Source organism: Streptomyces sp. NBC_00178 (assembly GCF_036206005.1).
Taxonomy (GTDB): Bacteria; Actinomycetota; Actinomycetes; order Streptomycetales; family Streptomycetaceae; genus Streptomyces.
Window position 1 is genome coordinate 6,914,875 of record NZ_CP108143.1, and the last position, 14,789, is coordinate 6,929,663.

General features: G+C 70.8%; 13 protein-coding genes. 6 read left to right on the forward strand and 7 right to left on the reverse strand.

Translation table 11 applies throughout. The features are described from left to right. Positions 1-78 precede the first annotated feature (78 nt). Together glpK and OHT61_RS30425 are read right to left on the reverse strand one after the other, a co-directional pair. Positions 79-1,596, reverse strand: coding sequence for a glycerol kinase GlpK (gene glpK / locus OHT61_RS30420; RefSeq protein ID WP_329042610.1), 1,518 nt, complete (start codon positions 1,594-1,596; stop codon positions 79-81). 27 nt (positions 1,597-1,623) lie between these two features. Further along, a complete protein-coding gene (locus OHT61_RS30425) occupies positions 1,624-2,469 on the reverse strand; it encodes an MIP/aquaporin family protein (RefSeq protein WP_329042611.1) in 846 nt (281 codons plus the stop codon). 516 nt (positions 2,470-2,985) lie between these two features. Here OHT61_RS30425 and OHT61_RS30430 point away from each other — a divergent pair. The 3 genes from OHT61_RS30430 (at position 2,986) to OHT61_RS30440 (ending at position 4,442) form a co-directional block, all read left to right on the forward strand. Then, positions 2,986-3,216, forward strand: coding sequence for a hypothetical protein (locus tag OHT61_RS30430; RefSeq protein ID WP_329042612.1), 231 nt, complete (start codon positions 2,986-2,988; stop codon positions 3,214-3,216). After that, entirely contained in the window at positions 3,216-3,473 is a 258-nt protein-coding gene (locus OHT61_RS30435; protein ID WP_329042613.1) for a hypothetical protein, read from the forward strand. The genes OHT61_RS30430 and OHT61_RS30435 overlap by 1 nt, the downstream gene beginning before the upstream one ends. A 114-nt stretch (positions 3,474-3,587) precedes the next feature. Further along, positions 3,588-4,442 (forward strand): SDR family oxidoreductase, encoded by an 855-nt coding sequence (locus tag OHT61_RS30440; RefSeq protein WP_329042615.1) that lies wholly within the window; start codon positions 3,588-3,590, stop codon positions 4,440-4,442. 45 nt (positions 4,443-4,487) lie between these two features. On the opposite strand, the gene nhaA is transcribed toward OHT61_RS30440, so the two are convergent. Beyond that, on the reverse strand, positions 4,488-6,368 hold the full coding sequence (nhaA, locus tag OHT61_RS30445) for a Na+/H+ antiporter NhaA (RefSeq protein ID WP_329042616.1): 1,881 nt from the start codon (positions 6,366-6,368) through the stop codon (positions 4,488-4,490). Positions 6,369-6,596: 228 nt separating this feature from the next. After that, positions 6,597-7,055: a hypothetical protein gene (locus OHT61_RS30450; protein WP_329042617.1), complete on the reverse strand. Its 459-nt coding sequence runs from the start codon at positions 7,053-7,055 to the stop codon at positions 6,597-6,599. 290 nt (positions 7,056-7,345) lie between these two features. On the opposite strand from OHT61_RS30450, the gene OHT61_RS30455 reads away from it, so the two are divergent. Then, complete coding sequence (locus tag OHT61_RS30455; RefSeq protein WP_329042619.1) at positions 7,346-9,628, forward strand: ATP-binding SpoIIE family protein phosphatase; 2,283 nt, start codon at positions 7,346-7,348, stop codon at positions 9,626-9,628. 137 nt (positions 9,629-9,765) lie between these two features. Here OHT61_RS30455 and OHT61_RS30460 read toward each other — a convergent pair whose 3' ends face one another. After that, on the reverse strand, positions 9,766-10,608 hold the full coding sequence (locus OHT61_RS30460) for a SigB/SigF/SigG family RNA polymerase sigma factor (RefSeq protein ID WP_329042621.1): 843 nt from the start codon (positions 10,606-10,608) through the stop codon (positions 9,766-9,768). A 309-nt stretch (positions 10,609-10,917) separates the two neighbouring features. On the opposite strand from OHT61_RS30460, the gene OHT61_RS30465 reads away from it, so the two are divergent. Next, the gene (locus OHT61_RS30465) at positions 10,918-12,105 is read left to right on the forward strand and encodes a PP2C family protein-serine/threonine phosphatase (protein WP_329042622.1); all 1,188 of its coding nucleotides are present in this window, start codon (positions 10,918-10,920) and stop codon (positions 12,103-12,105) included. 442 nt (positions 12,106-12,547) lie between these two features. Here the strand turns inward: OHT61_RS30465 and OHT61_RS30470 are convergent, their stop codons facing one another. Beyond that, positions 12,548-13,126: a TetR/AcrR family transcriptional regulator gene (locus tag OHT61_RS30470; RefSeq protein ID WP_329042625.1), complete on the reverse strand. Its 579-nt coding sequence runs from the start codon at positions 13,124-13,126 to the stop codon at positions 12,548-12,550. 92 nt (positions 13,127-13,218) lie between these two features. Between OHT61_RS30470 and OHT61_RS30475 the strand changes: the two genes are divergently transcribed. Beyond that, positions 13,219-13,665: a DUF1772 domain-containing protein gene (locus tag OHT61_RS30475; protein ID WP_329042627.1), complete on the forward strand. Its 447-nt coding sequence runs from the start codon at positions 13,219-13,221 to the stop codon at positions 13,663-13,665. A 419-nt stretch (positions 13,666-14,084) separates the two neighbouring features. Here the strand turns inward: OHT61_RS30475 and OHT61_RS30480 are convergent, their stop codons facing one another. Continuing rightward, on the reverse strand, positions 14,085-14,576 hold the full coding sequence (locus tag OHT61_RS30480) for a MarR family winged helix-turn-helix transcriptional regulator (RefSeq protein ID WP_329042628.1): 492 nt from the start codon (positions 14,574-14,576) through the stop codon (positions 14,085-14,087). Positions 14,577-14,789: the final 213 nt, after the last annotated feature.

Below are 14,789 nucleotides of genomic sequence, written 5' to 3' on the forward strand. Positions count from 1 at the left end.
TCCGCTGATGCCGGCCGGCCCGTCGTCGTCACGAGGGACCCGCGCGGGCCGCCCCGATGTCCGCACGACCCGAAGAGGTCAGGGGACCTTCACCCAGTCGAGGGTGCGCTCCACGGCCTTCTTCCAGCCGGCGTACCCTTCCGCGCGCTGCTCCTCGGACCACTCGGGCGACCAGCGCTTGGACTCGGCCCAGTGCGTGCGCAGTTCGTCCGTGTTCTGCCAGAAGCCCGTGGCGAGCCCCGCGGCGTAGGCCGCGCCCAGCGCGGTCGTCTCCGCGACCACGGGACGGCTGACCGGGACGCCGAGCACGTCGGACTGGATCTGCATGCAGAGGTCGTTGGCCGTGACACCGCCGTCGACCTTGAGCACGTCGAGGTGGACACCGGAGTCCTGCTCCATGGCCTCGACCACGTCGCGGCTCTGGTAGCAGATGGCTTCCAGGGTCGCCCGTGCAAGGTGCGCGTTGTCGTTGTAGCGGGCAAGCCCGACGATCGCTCCTCGGGCGTCCGAGCGCCAGTAGGGCGCGAAGAGACCCGAGAACGCGGGGACGAAGTACATCCCGCCGTTGTCCTCGACGGTGCGCGCCAGTTCCTCGCTCTCCGGCGCGGTCTTGATGATCTTCATCTGGTCGCGCAGCCACTGCACCGCGGAGCCGGTGACCGCGATGGAGCCCTCCAGCGCGTACACCACCGGTTCGTCACCGAACTGGTAGGCCACCGTCGTGAGCAGCCCGTGCTGGGAGCGGACCAGCTCGTGACCGGTGTTGAGCACGAGGAAGTTGCCCGTGCCGTAAGTGTTCTTGGCCTCGCCGGGCGAGAAGCAGACCTGTCCGACGGTGGCCGCCTGCTGGTCGCCGAGGACGCCGCCGATGGGGATGGCGGCCCGCAGCGGCCGCGACGTGCGGGTCGCCCCGTACGCCTCCGGATGCGACGAGGGATTGATCTTGGGCAGCATGCTCCGGGGGATGCCGAAGAATCCCAGGAGCTCGTCGTCCCAGTCGAGGGTCTCCAGGTCCATCAGCATGGTGCGGCTCGCGTTGGTCACGTCGGTGGCGTGGATGCCGCCGTCGGGACCACCCGTCAGGTTCCACAGGACCCAGGCGTCGGTGTTGCCGAACACGGCGTGACCGGCCTCGGCCGCCTCCCGTACGCCGTCGACGTTCTCCAGGATCCACTGGATCTTTCCGCCGGAGAAGTACGTCGCCGGCGGGAGGCCGGCCTTGCGGCGGATGACGTCGCCCTTGCCGGAGCGATCGAGGTTCGCCGCGATGACGTCCGTACGCGTGTCCTGCCACACGATGGCGTTGTAGTAGGGCCGCCCGTTGCGGCGGTCCCACACCACCGTGGTCTCGCGCTGGTTGGTGATCCCGATGGCCGCCAGGTCGGTCGGCGACAGGCCGCCGTACCGGAGGGCGTTCTGGATCACCGAGTTGGTGCGTTCCCAGATCTCCACGGGATCGTGTTCCACCCAGCCCGAGCGAGGGAGGATCTGGGCGTGTTCGAGCTGGTGCTTGGCGACCTCGTTGCCGCCGTGATCGAAGATCATGAATCGGGTGCTGGTGGTGCCTTGGTCCACCGCGCCGATGAAGTCCGCCATGATGTCCTACCTCTCCTGCCGGTGCTGTCAGTCCTGGGGTGCCGGGACGCGTCCCGGCGGCTCGGGTTCGGCGACCGGCAGGAATCGGCCGATGAAGCCCTTGTACAACCCTCCGCCGAGCAGGGCACCGACCACCGGGCCCGCGATGGGGACCCAGAAGTAGAGATTCCCGTACTGATCCCGCCAGGCTCCGTCGTAACCGGTGATGAAGCTCGCGAGCCGGGGGCCGAAGTCACGGGCGGGGTTGATCGCGTATCCCGCGTTGGTTCCCCAGGCCATGCCGATCGCCACTACGACCAGGCCGATGATGAACGGGGCCAGGTTCGCGCCGGGCGGTGTGTTCAGCATGTCCGTGATGGCCATGACCAGCAGCAGCAGGATGGCCGTGCCGATGACCTGGTCGCGGAACGCGCCCCACTCGTGCACGGGCAGAGCGGTGTTGCCGTTGGCGGGCAGGGTGGAGAAGACGATCTGCGTCTTCTCGGTGTGCCCGGGGTCGGCCTTCGCCAGTGCCTCGGTGTAGTTCCAGCGGACGAGGAGGGCTGCCACGAAGGCGCCGGCCGTCTGGGCCAGCGCGTAAGGAGCGACCTTCTTCCAGGGGAACCCCCTGAACGTCGCAAGGGCGATGGTCAGGGCGGGGTTGAGATGAGCACCGCTCAGCCGGGCCGCCACGTAGACGCCCAAGGTGACTCCCAGCCCCCACGCCCAGGAGATGCTGTCGTGGTTCCCGAGCCCGCCGGGCGGATCGGTCAGGGCGCCGCCCGCCACCACTTGGGCCACCACGCCGCACCCGAAGAGGATGAGGATCAAGGTGCCCGCGAACTCGGCCGACAGTTCGCCGACCAGTCCGAGTTTCTTCCCTCGCTCAGCCATGGAAGCTCGCCCTCCGCCGGCTGGACCGGCCGTCGATTATGTGAGCAGTGTCAGCAGGCTAAGACGGTTCGCGGAAGTGCGCATATCAGGGCGAACCGTCCGTCAGGTTCAGGCGCGCCGCACGTATCGGGGTGAGGAACCGTTGCGGGCGTCGGTGTGCCGGGCGGCCTGGGGCGGCTGCGCGGGGTGCGCACGGCCATCACCCGTGGGTGGGTGTGCTGCCCCGATCGGGTGAGAGGGCCCGTCCCTCGGCCCCGGGGGCCGGTCGAGTGGGGTGGTGAGGGCGGCGTGCGGTCGCCGGTGCCCGCCCGCCCGGCGGGCGAGGCCGCGGCCCCGGTGGGCGAGGCCGCGGCCCCGGTGGGCGGACCGGGCGTCGAAGTGTGCCCGGGCCACTTCGGGTGGCCGGTGAACGTGCACGGGAGAGCGTGGCGTTCACCGGTTCGTGCGTACCGGGGACCGGGCCCGGACACCGGCGCTACCGTGAGGAGAACGCCGTACACACGCCTGGAGTCCTCGATGAGCGATCAGCCCGTCCCCGACGCGGTCCGCGCGCAGTTGGAGCCCTCGGCCGCCGACGCGGTCCGGGCCTACGCGGCGAAGACCCGCGCGGACGCCGACCGCCTCGCCGCCGTCCTGGAGGACATCGCGGCCAACGGCCTGCCGCCCGTCGACGCGTGCACACCGTGGGAGGATCTCCGCGACGCACGCCTCGCCCACCTGGCCGCCCAGCGTCCCGCGGTGGCCTGATGGCGTCGATGCGGGCCCGCATCGCCTTCAGCGACTCGGCGGCCAAGCAACTCGAAGAGCTCTCGGAGAGTGCGGTGCACGCACTGGACCGCACCCTCGTCGTCATCAGCGTCGACCCGGACATCGGCGAGCCGATCCCCGGCACCGGTGCCGAGCCGCCCCTGCGCCAGTACGCCGACGCGATCGAAGAGGTGCGGGTCCTGTACTTCGTCACAGCACTGCGGACAGTGGTCGTCGTCGCCTACATCGAGGCCTGACCCGGGAGCCTGGCGGAGCGCGCGCAGGGAGCTCGCCGCAGAACCGCTCCGGGCATCCCGTGATCCACGCCGATGCGGACGGAAGCTGTCCTATTGCCCTCGTACGGTCGGCCCATGACTCAGACGCGGAAAGTTCTCGTCACCGGTGCGACCGGCACGGTGGGACGGCAGGTCGTCGCCGAACTCCTCGCCCACGGGCACGTGGTGCGCGCTCTCAGCCGGAATCCGGACGCGGCCTCCCTCCCCGCGGGTGTGGAGGTCGTCCGGGGCGACCTGACCGATCCCGACAGCGTGGCCCCCGCCCTGGACGGCGTCACGGGCCTTCACCTCGTCACCTTCGGCGGACCGTACTTCACCCCGCTCGAAACCGGACCGCGGCTGCTGGAACTCGCCCGCGCCGCCGGCGTCGCCCGTGTCACCGTGCTGCACGGCGGCGGACCCTCCCTGGTCGAAGACGCGGTGCGCGCCCAGGGAGGCATGGCCTGGACCGTGCTCATGCCGGTCGAGTTCATGGCCAACGCCCTGGAGTGGGCGGGCGGCATCAGGGATTCGGACGCCGTACGGGAACCGTTCGTCTCCCGGCTCAGTGCCATGGTCCACGAGGGTGACATCGGTGCCGTCGCGGCCGTCGCCCTCACCGAGGACGGGCACGCCGGACAGGAGTACGTGCTCACCGGCCCTCAGCTGCTGACCGTGGGGGACAAGGTCGCCGTCCTCGCCGCCGCGCGAGGGCGGGAGATCGCCCTGACCGAGCTCACCGAGGACCAGGCGGTGGCACGCTGGCGGGCCGCGGGCCTGCCCGAGCAGGTCATCGGCTTTCTGATCGAGGCGTACGGGAACACTCCGGCGGTGGGCCGTACCGTCGTCGACACCGTGGAGAAGGTGACCGGGCTGCCCGCGCGCGGGTTCGACCGCTGGGCCGAGGAGCACGTCGCCGCGTTCCGCGCCGCCCCCGTGGCCGCGGTGTAGGAGGACGCGTGCGGAGGGCGGGCGCGCGCCACGGCGCGCCCCTCCTCAGCGCGGCACCATGGTCCGTGCCTTCGCGACGCGCACGGCGGTGGACAGGCTGTCGATGTCGTAGGCGCCCTGATGCCGGAGGCCGTTGACGAAGAAGGTCGGCGTCCCGGCCACGCCGCTGAGGTCGGCCGATTCGACGTCCTCGGCCACGTGCGCCATGCCGGCGTGGCTGCGCATGTCCCGCTGGAAGCGCTCGGTGTCCAGCCCGATGTCCTGCGCGTATCCCACGAGGTGCTCGAAGCGCAGCGCCCCCTGGTGGTCCATCAGCATGCTGTGCATCTCCCAGTACCTCCCCTGCGACGCCGCCGCCTCGGCGGCCTCCGCGGCGATCTGGGCGTGCACGTGGACGTCGGTCAGCGGGAGGTGCCGCCAGACGTAGCGCACGTCCCCGCGGTCCCTGAGGAGTTCCCGCAGGACCGGTTCGGCCTCGCCGCAGTACGGGCACTCGTAGTCGCCGTACTCCACGACGGTGACCGGCGCCTGCTGCGGGCCCCGCACATGGTCACGCGCCGGATCCACGGGTACGGCGAGATCGATGATTGTCTCCGCCCTGCCGAGCAGCGCCCGCACCCGCAGCCGGCGGGGGAGCAGCGCGATCACGCCCGTGGTGAGCCGGCTGACGAGGAAGGCGCAGATCACCGCACTCAGGATGCTGATCTTCGCGTCGGTGAGGAGCGGGCCGTCGAAGGCGAGGGACGCGATGAGCAGGGACACCGTGAAGCCGACCCCGGAGAGTGTTCCTCCGATGAGGATGGCCCCCCAGCCGACGGGAGGCCTGGCCCGGCCCCTGCTGAACACGGTGGTCAGCGCTGACGCCCCGAGAACCCCCACGGGCTTGCCGGCCACGTACCCGACGAGGATGCCGAGGGTCACGGGCGACGAGAAGGACCGCGCCAACTCGTCGCCGGTGACGTGGATACCGGCGTTGGCCAGGGCGAAGAGCGGGACGATCGCATAGCTGGTCCAGGGGTGGAACAGGTTCTGCAGGCGCTCGTTCGGGGACACGGCCGAGGTGAGGCCCGCGCGCACGGACCTCTCGAGTTCGGGCGTCGGCTGCTCCCGGAAGAGCCGGAACAGCCCCGTCGCACGTTCGAGGTCCTCGCGTGACGCCGGATAGGCACAGGTCACAAGACCCATCGCGAGCCCGATCACCACGGGCTCCACGCCGGATTCGAGGAAGGCCACCCAGATGACCAGGGCCAGCACCGCGTACACCACACCTCGGCGCACCCACAGCCGCCAGGAGAGGAGGATCACGCCCAGGGCGATGAGGGCGCCGACGAGCACGGGCACATCGACGTCGTCGCTGTAGACGACGGTGATGACCGCCAGGGCCAGGAAGTCGTCCACCACCGACATGGTGAGGATGAAGACCCGGAGCCCCGGGGGTGTCCGGCGCCCGATGATGGCGAGCATGCCCAGGGCGAAGGCGGTGTCGGTCGACATGGCGGCACCCCAGCCCTCCGCCGCCCCGGTGCCCGCGTTGAAGGCGAGATAGACGGCGACGGGGACGAGCATGCCGCCCGTGCCGGCCGCGAGCGGGAGCACGGTCCGCCGCCGGTCGCGGAGTTCGCCCATGTCGAACTCGCGGCGCGCCTCCAGCCCGACGACGAGGAAGAAGAACGTCATCAGCCCGCTGTTCACCCACGAACGCGCCGACAGCCGCATCTCGTACGTGCCGATCCGGACGGACAGGTCGGTCAGCCAGAAATCCTCGTAGCCGGACGCCGCGACGTTGGCCCAGACGAGGGCCGCCAGCGTCGCCGCCACGAGCGCCACCGCGCTGCCGGACTCCGTCCGCAGGAACGTCCGCAACGGTGAGGGTGAGGTGGCGCCGACCTTCGTCTGCCGCGTGAAGTCGGAGCTCCCGATAGACATACCCAACCGCTCACTAGGCGCCGCGACGTGATCCAGGCGAATGTAGCATTTCGCCCCAATCGGGCGGAGTTCCGGACTCGGCAGGGGCGAGCGGCGCATCGGTCAGGGACTCCGGCCGGCCATGCATGCGTTCCGCGACCCCCCGAGCAGCCGGTGAGCAGCGGTACCAGGGCGGGGGTGAGCAGCGGTCCGGCCGTCAGCGGTCCAGGGCGTCAGCGGTCCGGGCGGTCAGCGGTCCAGGCCGTCGAGGACACCCACGGTCACCCACGCGTAGGCCAGGTGCGGGACGATGTCCGAGACCCAGTCCGATGCCGCCCACGTCCGTGGATCGGTCACTCCGAGGACCGTCATCGGACCGTTCGTCCCGATCAGCGCGCCGATCGACGCGGCGGTGTACTGGACGGCCATGGACGGGCGCCATCCGGCGGCGCGTGCGACGGCCAGGGCGACACCCATGCCGAGCCCGGCGGCGAACCCCGTTATCGGCGCGAGCCCGGCGACGCGGTTCTCCAGCGTCGGGCCCTCGCCGGGGATGCGCACATGGAGCTTTTCGGCCAGCCTGCGCAGGGTCACCTCAGGCGTGTTGCTGGCGGCCCGGCCCCGGAACGCCATGTCGGCGTAGCTGACGATGTTGAGCGCCGTCGTCCCGGCCGCTCCGGCCGCCGCCCCGTACAGGAGGGGACGCATCAAACGGATCATGACGAACCTTCCGTCGCGCGATCGGATGGGTCCCGGACCCATGACTCCCGCCCCCGCGTGCACAGCAAGCGTCGCATTCCCGTCCCGGCGCCGCATCACCGGCGACGCGCGAGCCACCGGGCGCGTATTCGGCGGCGCGCGGTGAACCGTCGGTGGCGCCCGGTGCGGCGTGGACCGGTTGCCGACCGTGCGCCCAGCCATCAGCCTGGAAGAGACGTCGCACGGCCGGGGCGCCGATGCCCATCCGCGGGAACGGGCCGTGCGAGGAGGTGCCGCCGATGGCACACGACACTTCATTCATCCTGGACGACACCGGCCGCGTCACCGAATGGCGCGACGGTGCGGGAAGGTACCCGGCGCTCTCCGCGGCCGACACCGTGGGAATGAGCGCGGGGCAACTGCTCCGCGCCCTTGTGGAGCACCCCGCGGACGGCGGTGAACCCCCCGAACAGCTCGCCCTGTCGGTCGACGCGGCAGGCGTCGACGCGCACACACTCGTCACCGTGGCGCATGCCGCGCTCGGTCCCGCCGCGGCGCGGCTGGAAGCGGCCTTCGAATTCTCGGCCTTCGAGCAGTCCACCGCGGGACTGGAGATGTACGACGCCGAGTCACGTGTCGTACGCAGCAACGCCGCGGCTCTGGCGATGCGCGGACGCACCGAGGGACAGGTGATCGGGAACCGGGTCGCGGAACTCGGTTCCCGCCTCCCGATGGCCGACTTCCTCCAGGAGGTCCTCGACGGCGGAGACCCGGCCGTGCGGGGGAAGGTCCAGGGCCATGACGGGCGAGGGCAGCCGAGAGTCTTCGCGGTCACGGCGTTCCGGCTGAGAGACGGCCGCCGGACCATCGGCGCCGGGTCCGTGATCCACGATGTCACCGCACAGGACCGCGCCCAGGGCGCAGCCCGACTCCTCGCCCGCGCCCACGAGACGATCGGCACCACGCTGGACGCGATGAAGACCGCGCGGGAACTCGCCTCGGTGGCCACCGAGGACTTCGCCGACGCGGTGTCGGTCGACCTGATCGACGCCGTGCTGCAGGGGTCGGACGCGCCGCCACCGCCCGTCGGCACCGACATCGTCCTGCGCCGGGCCGCCTTCGAAGCCCCGGGGGACCTGCAGGCCGTCTACGCCGTGGGGGAGATGAGCTACTTCACCTCTCCCACGCCGTACACACAGGCCATGGCGGACCTGACACCGCGGCTGCTGGCCCCCGAAACCTCGCCCTCCGACTGGCTGATGCACGATGTCGCCCGCAGCGGTGCCCTGCGGGACGCCCGGATCCACTCGATGATCGTCCTGCCGCTGTCGTACCAGGGGAGGGTCCTGGGGCTGGCCAGCTTCTACCGGGGGCCGCGCCACCCCGTGCCGTTCGACCCGCACGACGTGGATCTCGCCGAGCAGGTGAGTGCCACGGCATGCATCCACATCGAGAACGCGCGCCGCTACACGAGGGAGCACACCACAGCCGTCACCCTGCAACGGAAGCTGCTTCCCAAGACGTTCCCCGAACTGTCCGCCGTGAGCACGGCGCACTTCTACACACCGGGGAGGCGGCACACCGTCTGGTTCGACGTCATCGCCCTGTCCGCCGCCCGCGTCGGCATCGCCATCGGCCAGGTCCCGCAACAAGGTCTCGACGCGTCGGTGACCATGGGGCGCTTCCGGACGGCGCTCGGTACGCTCGCCTCGCTCGAGATTCCTCCCGATGAACTGCTGGCCCATCTGGACGACGTCACCGGACGGATCCTTCCCGGCAGCCCTGCCTCCTGGCCGTCACCGGCCGACGCCCCCCGCTGCCTGTACGCCGTCTACGATCCCGTGTGCGGGGAACTCACCGCCGCGTCGGCCGGCTGGCCCTCGCCGCTCGTCACCTCGGTGACCGGCGAGGTGGCGCCCGCGGGCGTACCGGTCGGTGCGCCCCTCGGGCAGGGCGCCGGCTACGAACTGGGCCGCACGACCGTCGCCCCGGAGAGCATGCTCATTCTCTACTCCGAGTCGATCCTGGAGTCGGGTGGGCGCGGGGAGGACCGCATGGCCGAGCTCCGGGGAGCCGCCGCCTGCGCCGGTCACGATCCCAAGGCCACCTGCGACAGCATCGTCCAGACCCTCCTCGGGCGGCAGGCGGCCGACGGCGCCGCCATCCTGGCCGTCCACACCCACCGCCTGCCCGACGACCGGGTGGCCACCCTGACCGGCAGCCGGGACCCCGCCGCCGTCGGTGACCTCAGGGAGCGGGTCGGCCATCGACTGGAGGCGTGGGGACTCGAATCGCACGCGTTCACCGCCGAGATGGTCGTGAGCGAACTGGTGACCAACGTGATCCGGCACGCGAGCGGCAATCCGACGGTACGCCTCGTGCGCGACCGGTCCCTGACGATCGAGGTGTCGGACGAAGCGTCCACGGCCCCGCACCTGCGTCACGCGCGGGTCCAGGACGAGGACGGGAGAGGGCTGATGATCGTCGCCGCTCTGGCCCGGCGATGGGGGACCCGCTACACCGCGCGCGGAAAGGTCATCTGGGTCGAGGAGTCCCTCGACGAGGAGCCCGCCGCCGCGTAGGCGCGCCCGGAGCGGCCTCGCCGGGGCACGGCTTCGCCGCGCGGCGGCTCACCGGTCGGTCGAGCGTCCGCGCGGCGCTTCACGCCGGTCCGGCGGCCCGGCCCCCGTACCGGCGTGAAGCCGAGGGTGCGGTGCGGTCAGGCCAGCATTCCCGAACGGAGCTTGGCGAGCGTGCGGGTGAGGAGCCGGGAGACGTGCATCTGGGAGACGTCCAGCTCGGCCCCGATCTGGGACTGCGTCATCTCCTGGCCGAAGCGCATCTCGATGATGCGGCGCTCGCGGTCGTCGAGCTGCCCGAGGAGCGGGGCCAGGGCGTGCAGGTTCTCCACCGTCTCCATGGCGGAGTCCGGCTCGCCCAGGATGTCGGCGAAGGTCCGGGATCCCGTACCGGTGGTCTCGCCGGTGTCGGTCGGCAGGTCCAGGGAACCGGCGGTGTAGCCGTTCGACGCGATGATGCCCTCGATGACCTCGTCCTCGGTGAGGTCCAGGAAGGCGGCCAGTTCCTTGGCCGTGGGGTCGCGGTCCATCCGGGTGGCGAGTTCGTCCTTCGCCTTCGCGAGCTCCACACGCAGTTCCTGGAGCCGCCGGGGGACGTGGACGGCCCAGGTGGTGTCACGGAAGAAGCGCTTGATCTCACCCACGATGTAGGGGACGGCGAACGTCGTGAACTCCACCTCGCGGGACAGCTCGAACCGGTCGATGGCCTTGATGAGGCCGATCGTCCCCACCTGCGTGATGTCCTCCATGTCGCCGCTGCCCCGGTTGCGGAAGCGTCGCGCTGCGAACCGGACGAGCGAGATGTTCATCTCGATGAGGGTGTTGCGGGCGTACTGGTACTCCCTCGTCCCCTCCTCGAGGACGCGCAGCTGCTCGAAGAACAGGGTCGACAGAGCGCGTGCGTCCTTCGGTGCGACCTTGCCCGCGTCCTCGATCCAGGGCAGCTCGCCGACGCGCTGGGGCGACGGCTCCGAAGTCGACATACCGTCAGTCGGTATGGTGCCTGCGGTCTGTTCAGTGATCATTGCTGGTTCCCACCCTTGGTCGTACGGGGAGCGCTTCGTGCCGAGCCCCTGCCCTGCCTCGGGACGCCCATGCGTGAGATGACGCAGTTTTTCTTGCTGTGTGGAAACTGTTGTCTCGGGACATCGTAGGATGAGCAGCGCCGTCCACCGGTGCGACCCTGCGGGCGCGCCGCGCTGGATCGGGACAGGCCCCTTACGCTGGAGGCCGAGGCCGGGGCCCCAAAGGCGAACCGGGGTTCGGCGCAGCACGACGAGAAACAGGATCACGTGGACAGATTCGCTGCCGTCGAGCGGGAGCTGCGCAAGGCCGCCCCCCACCTCCTCGCCGACGTCGTCACGGCGGCCCTGCGGGAGCACTACGACGTGCAGAGTGTCGAGTTGCGGCTCGCCGACTACGGGATGACCACGCTCCAGGTGGTGTCCGAGGCGCCTCTCGCCGAACCCGTGCACGTCCACGACAGTCCGCAGGGGCGCGCCTTCGGCGCCCAGGAGCCGTACGTGGAGTCCCGGGGCACCCCGGGCCCCGTCACCGCGCACCTTCCGGTGACCGTCCGCGGCGACCGGCTCGGTGTCCTCACCGTCACGATGTCGGAGGGCGGGTGCTCCGCGACGGACCTCGCCGAGATGCAGCAGATCGGTGAGGCGCTGGGCCACGAGATCCTCGTCGCCGAGAGGGACACCGACCTCTACCTCCTGGCCCGCCGGGCCACTCGGCTGACCCTCGCCGCGGAGATGCAGTGGCAACTGCTTCCGGGCCGCTCCGTGAGGCGGCCCGAGTTCTCGCTCGGCGCCCACCTGGAACCGGCTTACGCGATCTTCGGTGACAACTTCGACTGGTCCGTGTCGGCCCACCACCTCACGCTCACCGTCACCAACGGCATGGGCAAGGGGATGGAGGCCGCCCTGCTGACCAATCTCGTCGTCAACGCACTGCGCAACGCACGCCGCGCCGGCCTGGACCTTCCCGGGCAGGCCAGTCTCGCCGACCAGGCCGTCTACGCCGAGTACCGCGGCACGCTGCACGCGGCCGTCCTGCTGCTGCGTTTCGACCTGGCGACGGGCGAGGTCGAGGCCGTGGACGCCGGATCACCCCGCATGTGGCGCCTGAGGGACCGCAACGTCGAGCCGCTCGGCTTCGACGCCCAGCTCCCGCTCGGCATGTTCGAGGAGACGGAGTACGTGACGGAGCGCCTGCGGGTCGAACCGGGTGACCGGCTGCTCATAGGGAGCGACGGGGTCTACGACAGTGCTTCGGCGGCGGGCGAGCGCTACGGGGAGCGCGCCCTGGCACGGTCTCTGTCCGCGCACCGGCTGCTGCCCTCGGAACAGGTGCCCCTCGCCGTGCTCCGCGATCTGCGTAGCTACCGAGGTGACACGCCGCTGGACGACGACGCCCTGGTCGTCTGCATGGACTGGTTCGGCAGGCAGCCCCCCTCGGGCGACACATCCGCGTGATGCCTGATGCCTGATGCCTGATGCCTGATCCGTTGCCGCGGCCGTAGCTGAGCCGGCCGATCGTGTCCGGAGCGACTTGGTGGCCGGCGGCGGCAGGCCGAGGCGGACGTCGGCCCGGGCTTGTCGCGGCGCGGGGCCACGGCCCGGTGCCGGTTCAGGAGGCTGTTCGCCTGCGCTGGTAGTGCCGCTCTTCGGTCAAGCCGGGGATGTCCACCGCGCGATCCTTCGCGCGGGCGGGCCGGCTGTCCGTCGTCTCCGGGGTCGCACAGTCCTGGTCGGCGCGAACCGGGTCGCGATCAGCGAGCACCGCAAGCTTCCCGAACGGGTGCCGGCCGGGCTGCTGGGCGACAGTCCGCGCCGCGCGGATGCCGGTGACCCGAAGCGTTGCCTCGGGCAAGCGGTGGGGCCGGGAACCGGGGGCCCGACCCCGCCGGGACGGGTGTCAGACGAGGGCGAGCCGGTCCACCAGCAGCTCCACCCTCGGTGCGGCGTCCTCCGGCGGCAACCGCCCCGCCCTGGTCAGCGTCGCGAGGCCGTGCAGGGACGCCCAGAACACCTCGGTGAACAGGCCCGGGTGGACACCGTCCCCGGCGACCTCGGTCAGGCTCTCCAGCAGTGCGGCGAAAGCGTCCTTCAGCGGCTCCGGGGTGTCCTCGTGCGCGTACGCCAGGCCGCCGTCGAGCTGGAACAAGGCGTCGTACACCGCCGAGTTGCGTGCGGCGAAGTCCAGGTAGGCGCGGGCGAGCGCGGTGATCCGCTCGCGTGGGCCGTCCGCTGCGGCGGTCGCGGCACGCACCACTGCGGCCAGTTCGGCGGCGCCCTCCAGGGCGACGGCGCCGATGATCTCCCGCTTGCCGCGGAAGTGACTGTAGAGGACGGGCTGGCTGTACTCGATGCGCTCGGCGAGCCGACGGGTGGTGACCGCGTCCCAGCCCTGCTGCTCGGCGAGTTCGCGGGCTGTCGCCACGATGAGGCGCTCGCGCTCCGCCCGTTCGCGCCGCTTGCGTTCCTGAACCGACATGACTCGGATCCTAGCACCGCTAGACAAGAGAGCGGCAGCAGTACTAGCGTCGACCTGTCATCTAGCAGCGCTAGATTCCAGGAGGGGTCATCATGCTCAACGCACTCGAGGTGTTCACCACCGTCATCGTCGGCCTGATGGTGGGGGTGGAGTTCTCCGTCGCCTTCGTCATGAACCGGATCTTCAACGCCCTTCCCGAGGACAGTGGCCAGCTCGCCCGCGCCCACGGAGGCCGGATGCTCGGCGCCCTCATGCCGTTCTGGTACATCGGCTCACTCGTTCTCAGTGCGGTCTGGGCCGTCGCCGGATGGGGCCACTCAGGCACCGGCCTCGTCGTCATCGCCGCCGTCCTGCTGATCGTGAGCGTGCTCATGTCGATCCTGCTGCTCGTCCCGATCAACAACCGGGGCAAGACGTGGACGCCCGAGAACCGGCCCGCGGACTGGAAGGAGCAGATGAGCCGCTGGGACCGCTACCACTACGTCCGCGTCGGCGTCATCGTCGCCGCGTTCGCCTTCCTGGTCACCGCTCTCGTCTGAGTGCGGTGTCCGCAGGGGGTTGAGGCGGGCCGACGCCGACCGGCAATCGCCGCCTTCGCCCTCCGGTCAAGGGCGGCCCGCCTTCTCAGGCTCGGCGGCTTGCGCGATCAGGCCCTCCGGCAGTGCCTCCAGGGCCCCGGTGTCACGCCACTGCCGGACGTGGTCGTGGGCGGTCGGCCATCTGCCGGACACCGCGCGGCATCTCCCGCCACGGTCTGCCCGTCCTGAATCTCCGGATCGCCGCCGTACTGCTGCCGCGGCCGCCCGGTGCCGGGGTCCTGTTCATGGACCGGCGACAGCGGGTCCGATGAACTCCCGCTCCACGCCGGTCGGTTGTGCTCATCGCGTAGGACGGTCTGCCGGGCCAGGTCGTGTCACGGAGACGCGGCCCGCAGATCGAGCGCGACTCGATACGTTCCCTAGCCGGTCGACCGCAAGGGTCTCGCGTCGCCGCTGTCCTGCCCCGAGGCCGCGTTGCGGAAGGCCCGGAGGCCTTCCAGCAGTGCCCGGCGCGACTTGGCCGGCATCGCGTCGATCGTGGACATCAGTACCTCTTCCCTGCGCATCCGCAGGTCGGCCAGGTACGCCTTGCCGTGTCCGGTCAGGCGCAGCTCCAGTTCCCGACGGCTCACCGGGCTGGGGGTGCGCTCCACGAATCCCGTGGCCTGCAGTCGGTCGCACAGTCTGCTGACCGAAGGGGAGGCCGAGCCCAGCGCCTCGGCGAGCATCCGCAGGTTGATGCCCTCCTCGCGGTCCAGGATGTACAGCACCCTCAGCTGGGAGGGGGAGACCGGACCGGTGGGCACTGCTTCTCGCCCGTGTTCCCACAGGACTTCGAGGAGTTCGACGAATTCGGAACCCTCGCGGGCCGCGTCCCGGGACCGCTGGTCGGGTTCGGGGTTCAGGCCCATGGTGATGACACTCCGATCCGGCTACGCCTCACTCGTCCGTCTGGCCACCGGACCGGGCAAGCGAGCCGGGCATTCATCGCGCTCGTATGGAAAGCCAGGACATCGGTTCCGGGGCACACGCGTGGCCCCCGACATCGTACCCCCGTCATCCACGGTTCCGAGCTCCCGGTGAACCCCGGTATGTTTCCCTATGACAATAGTTGCCATGGAGTA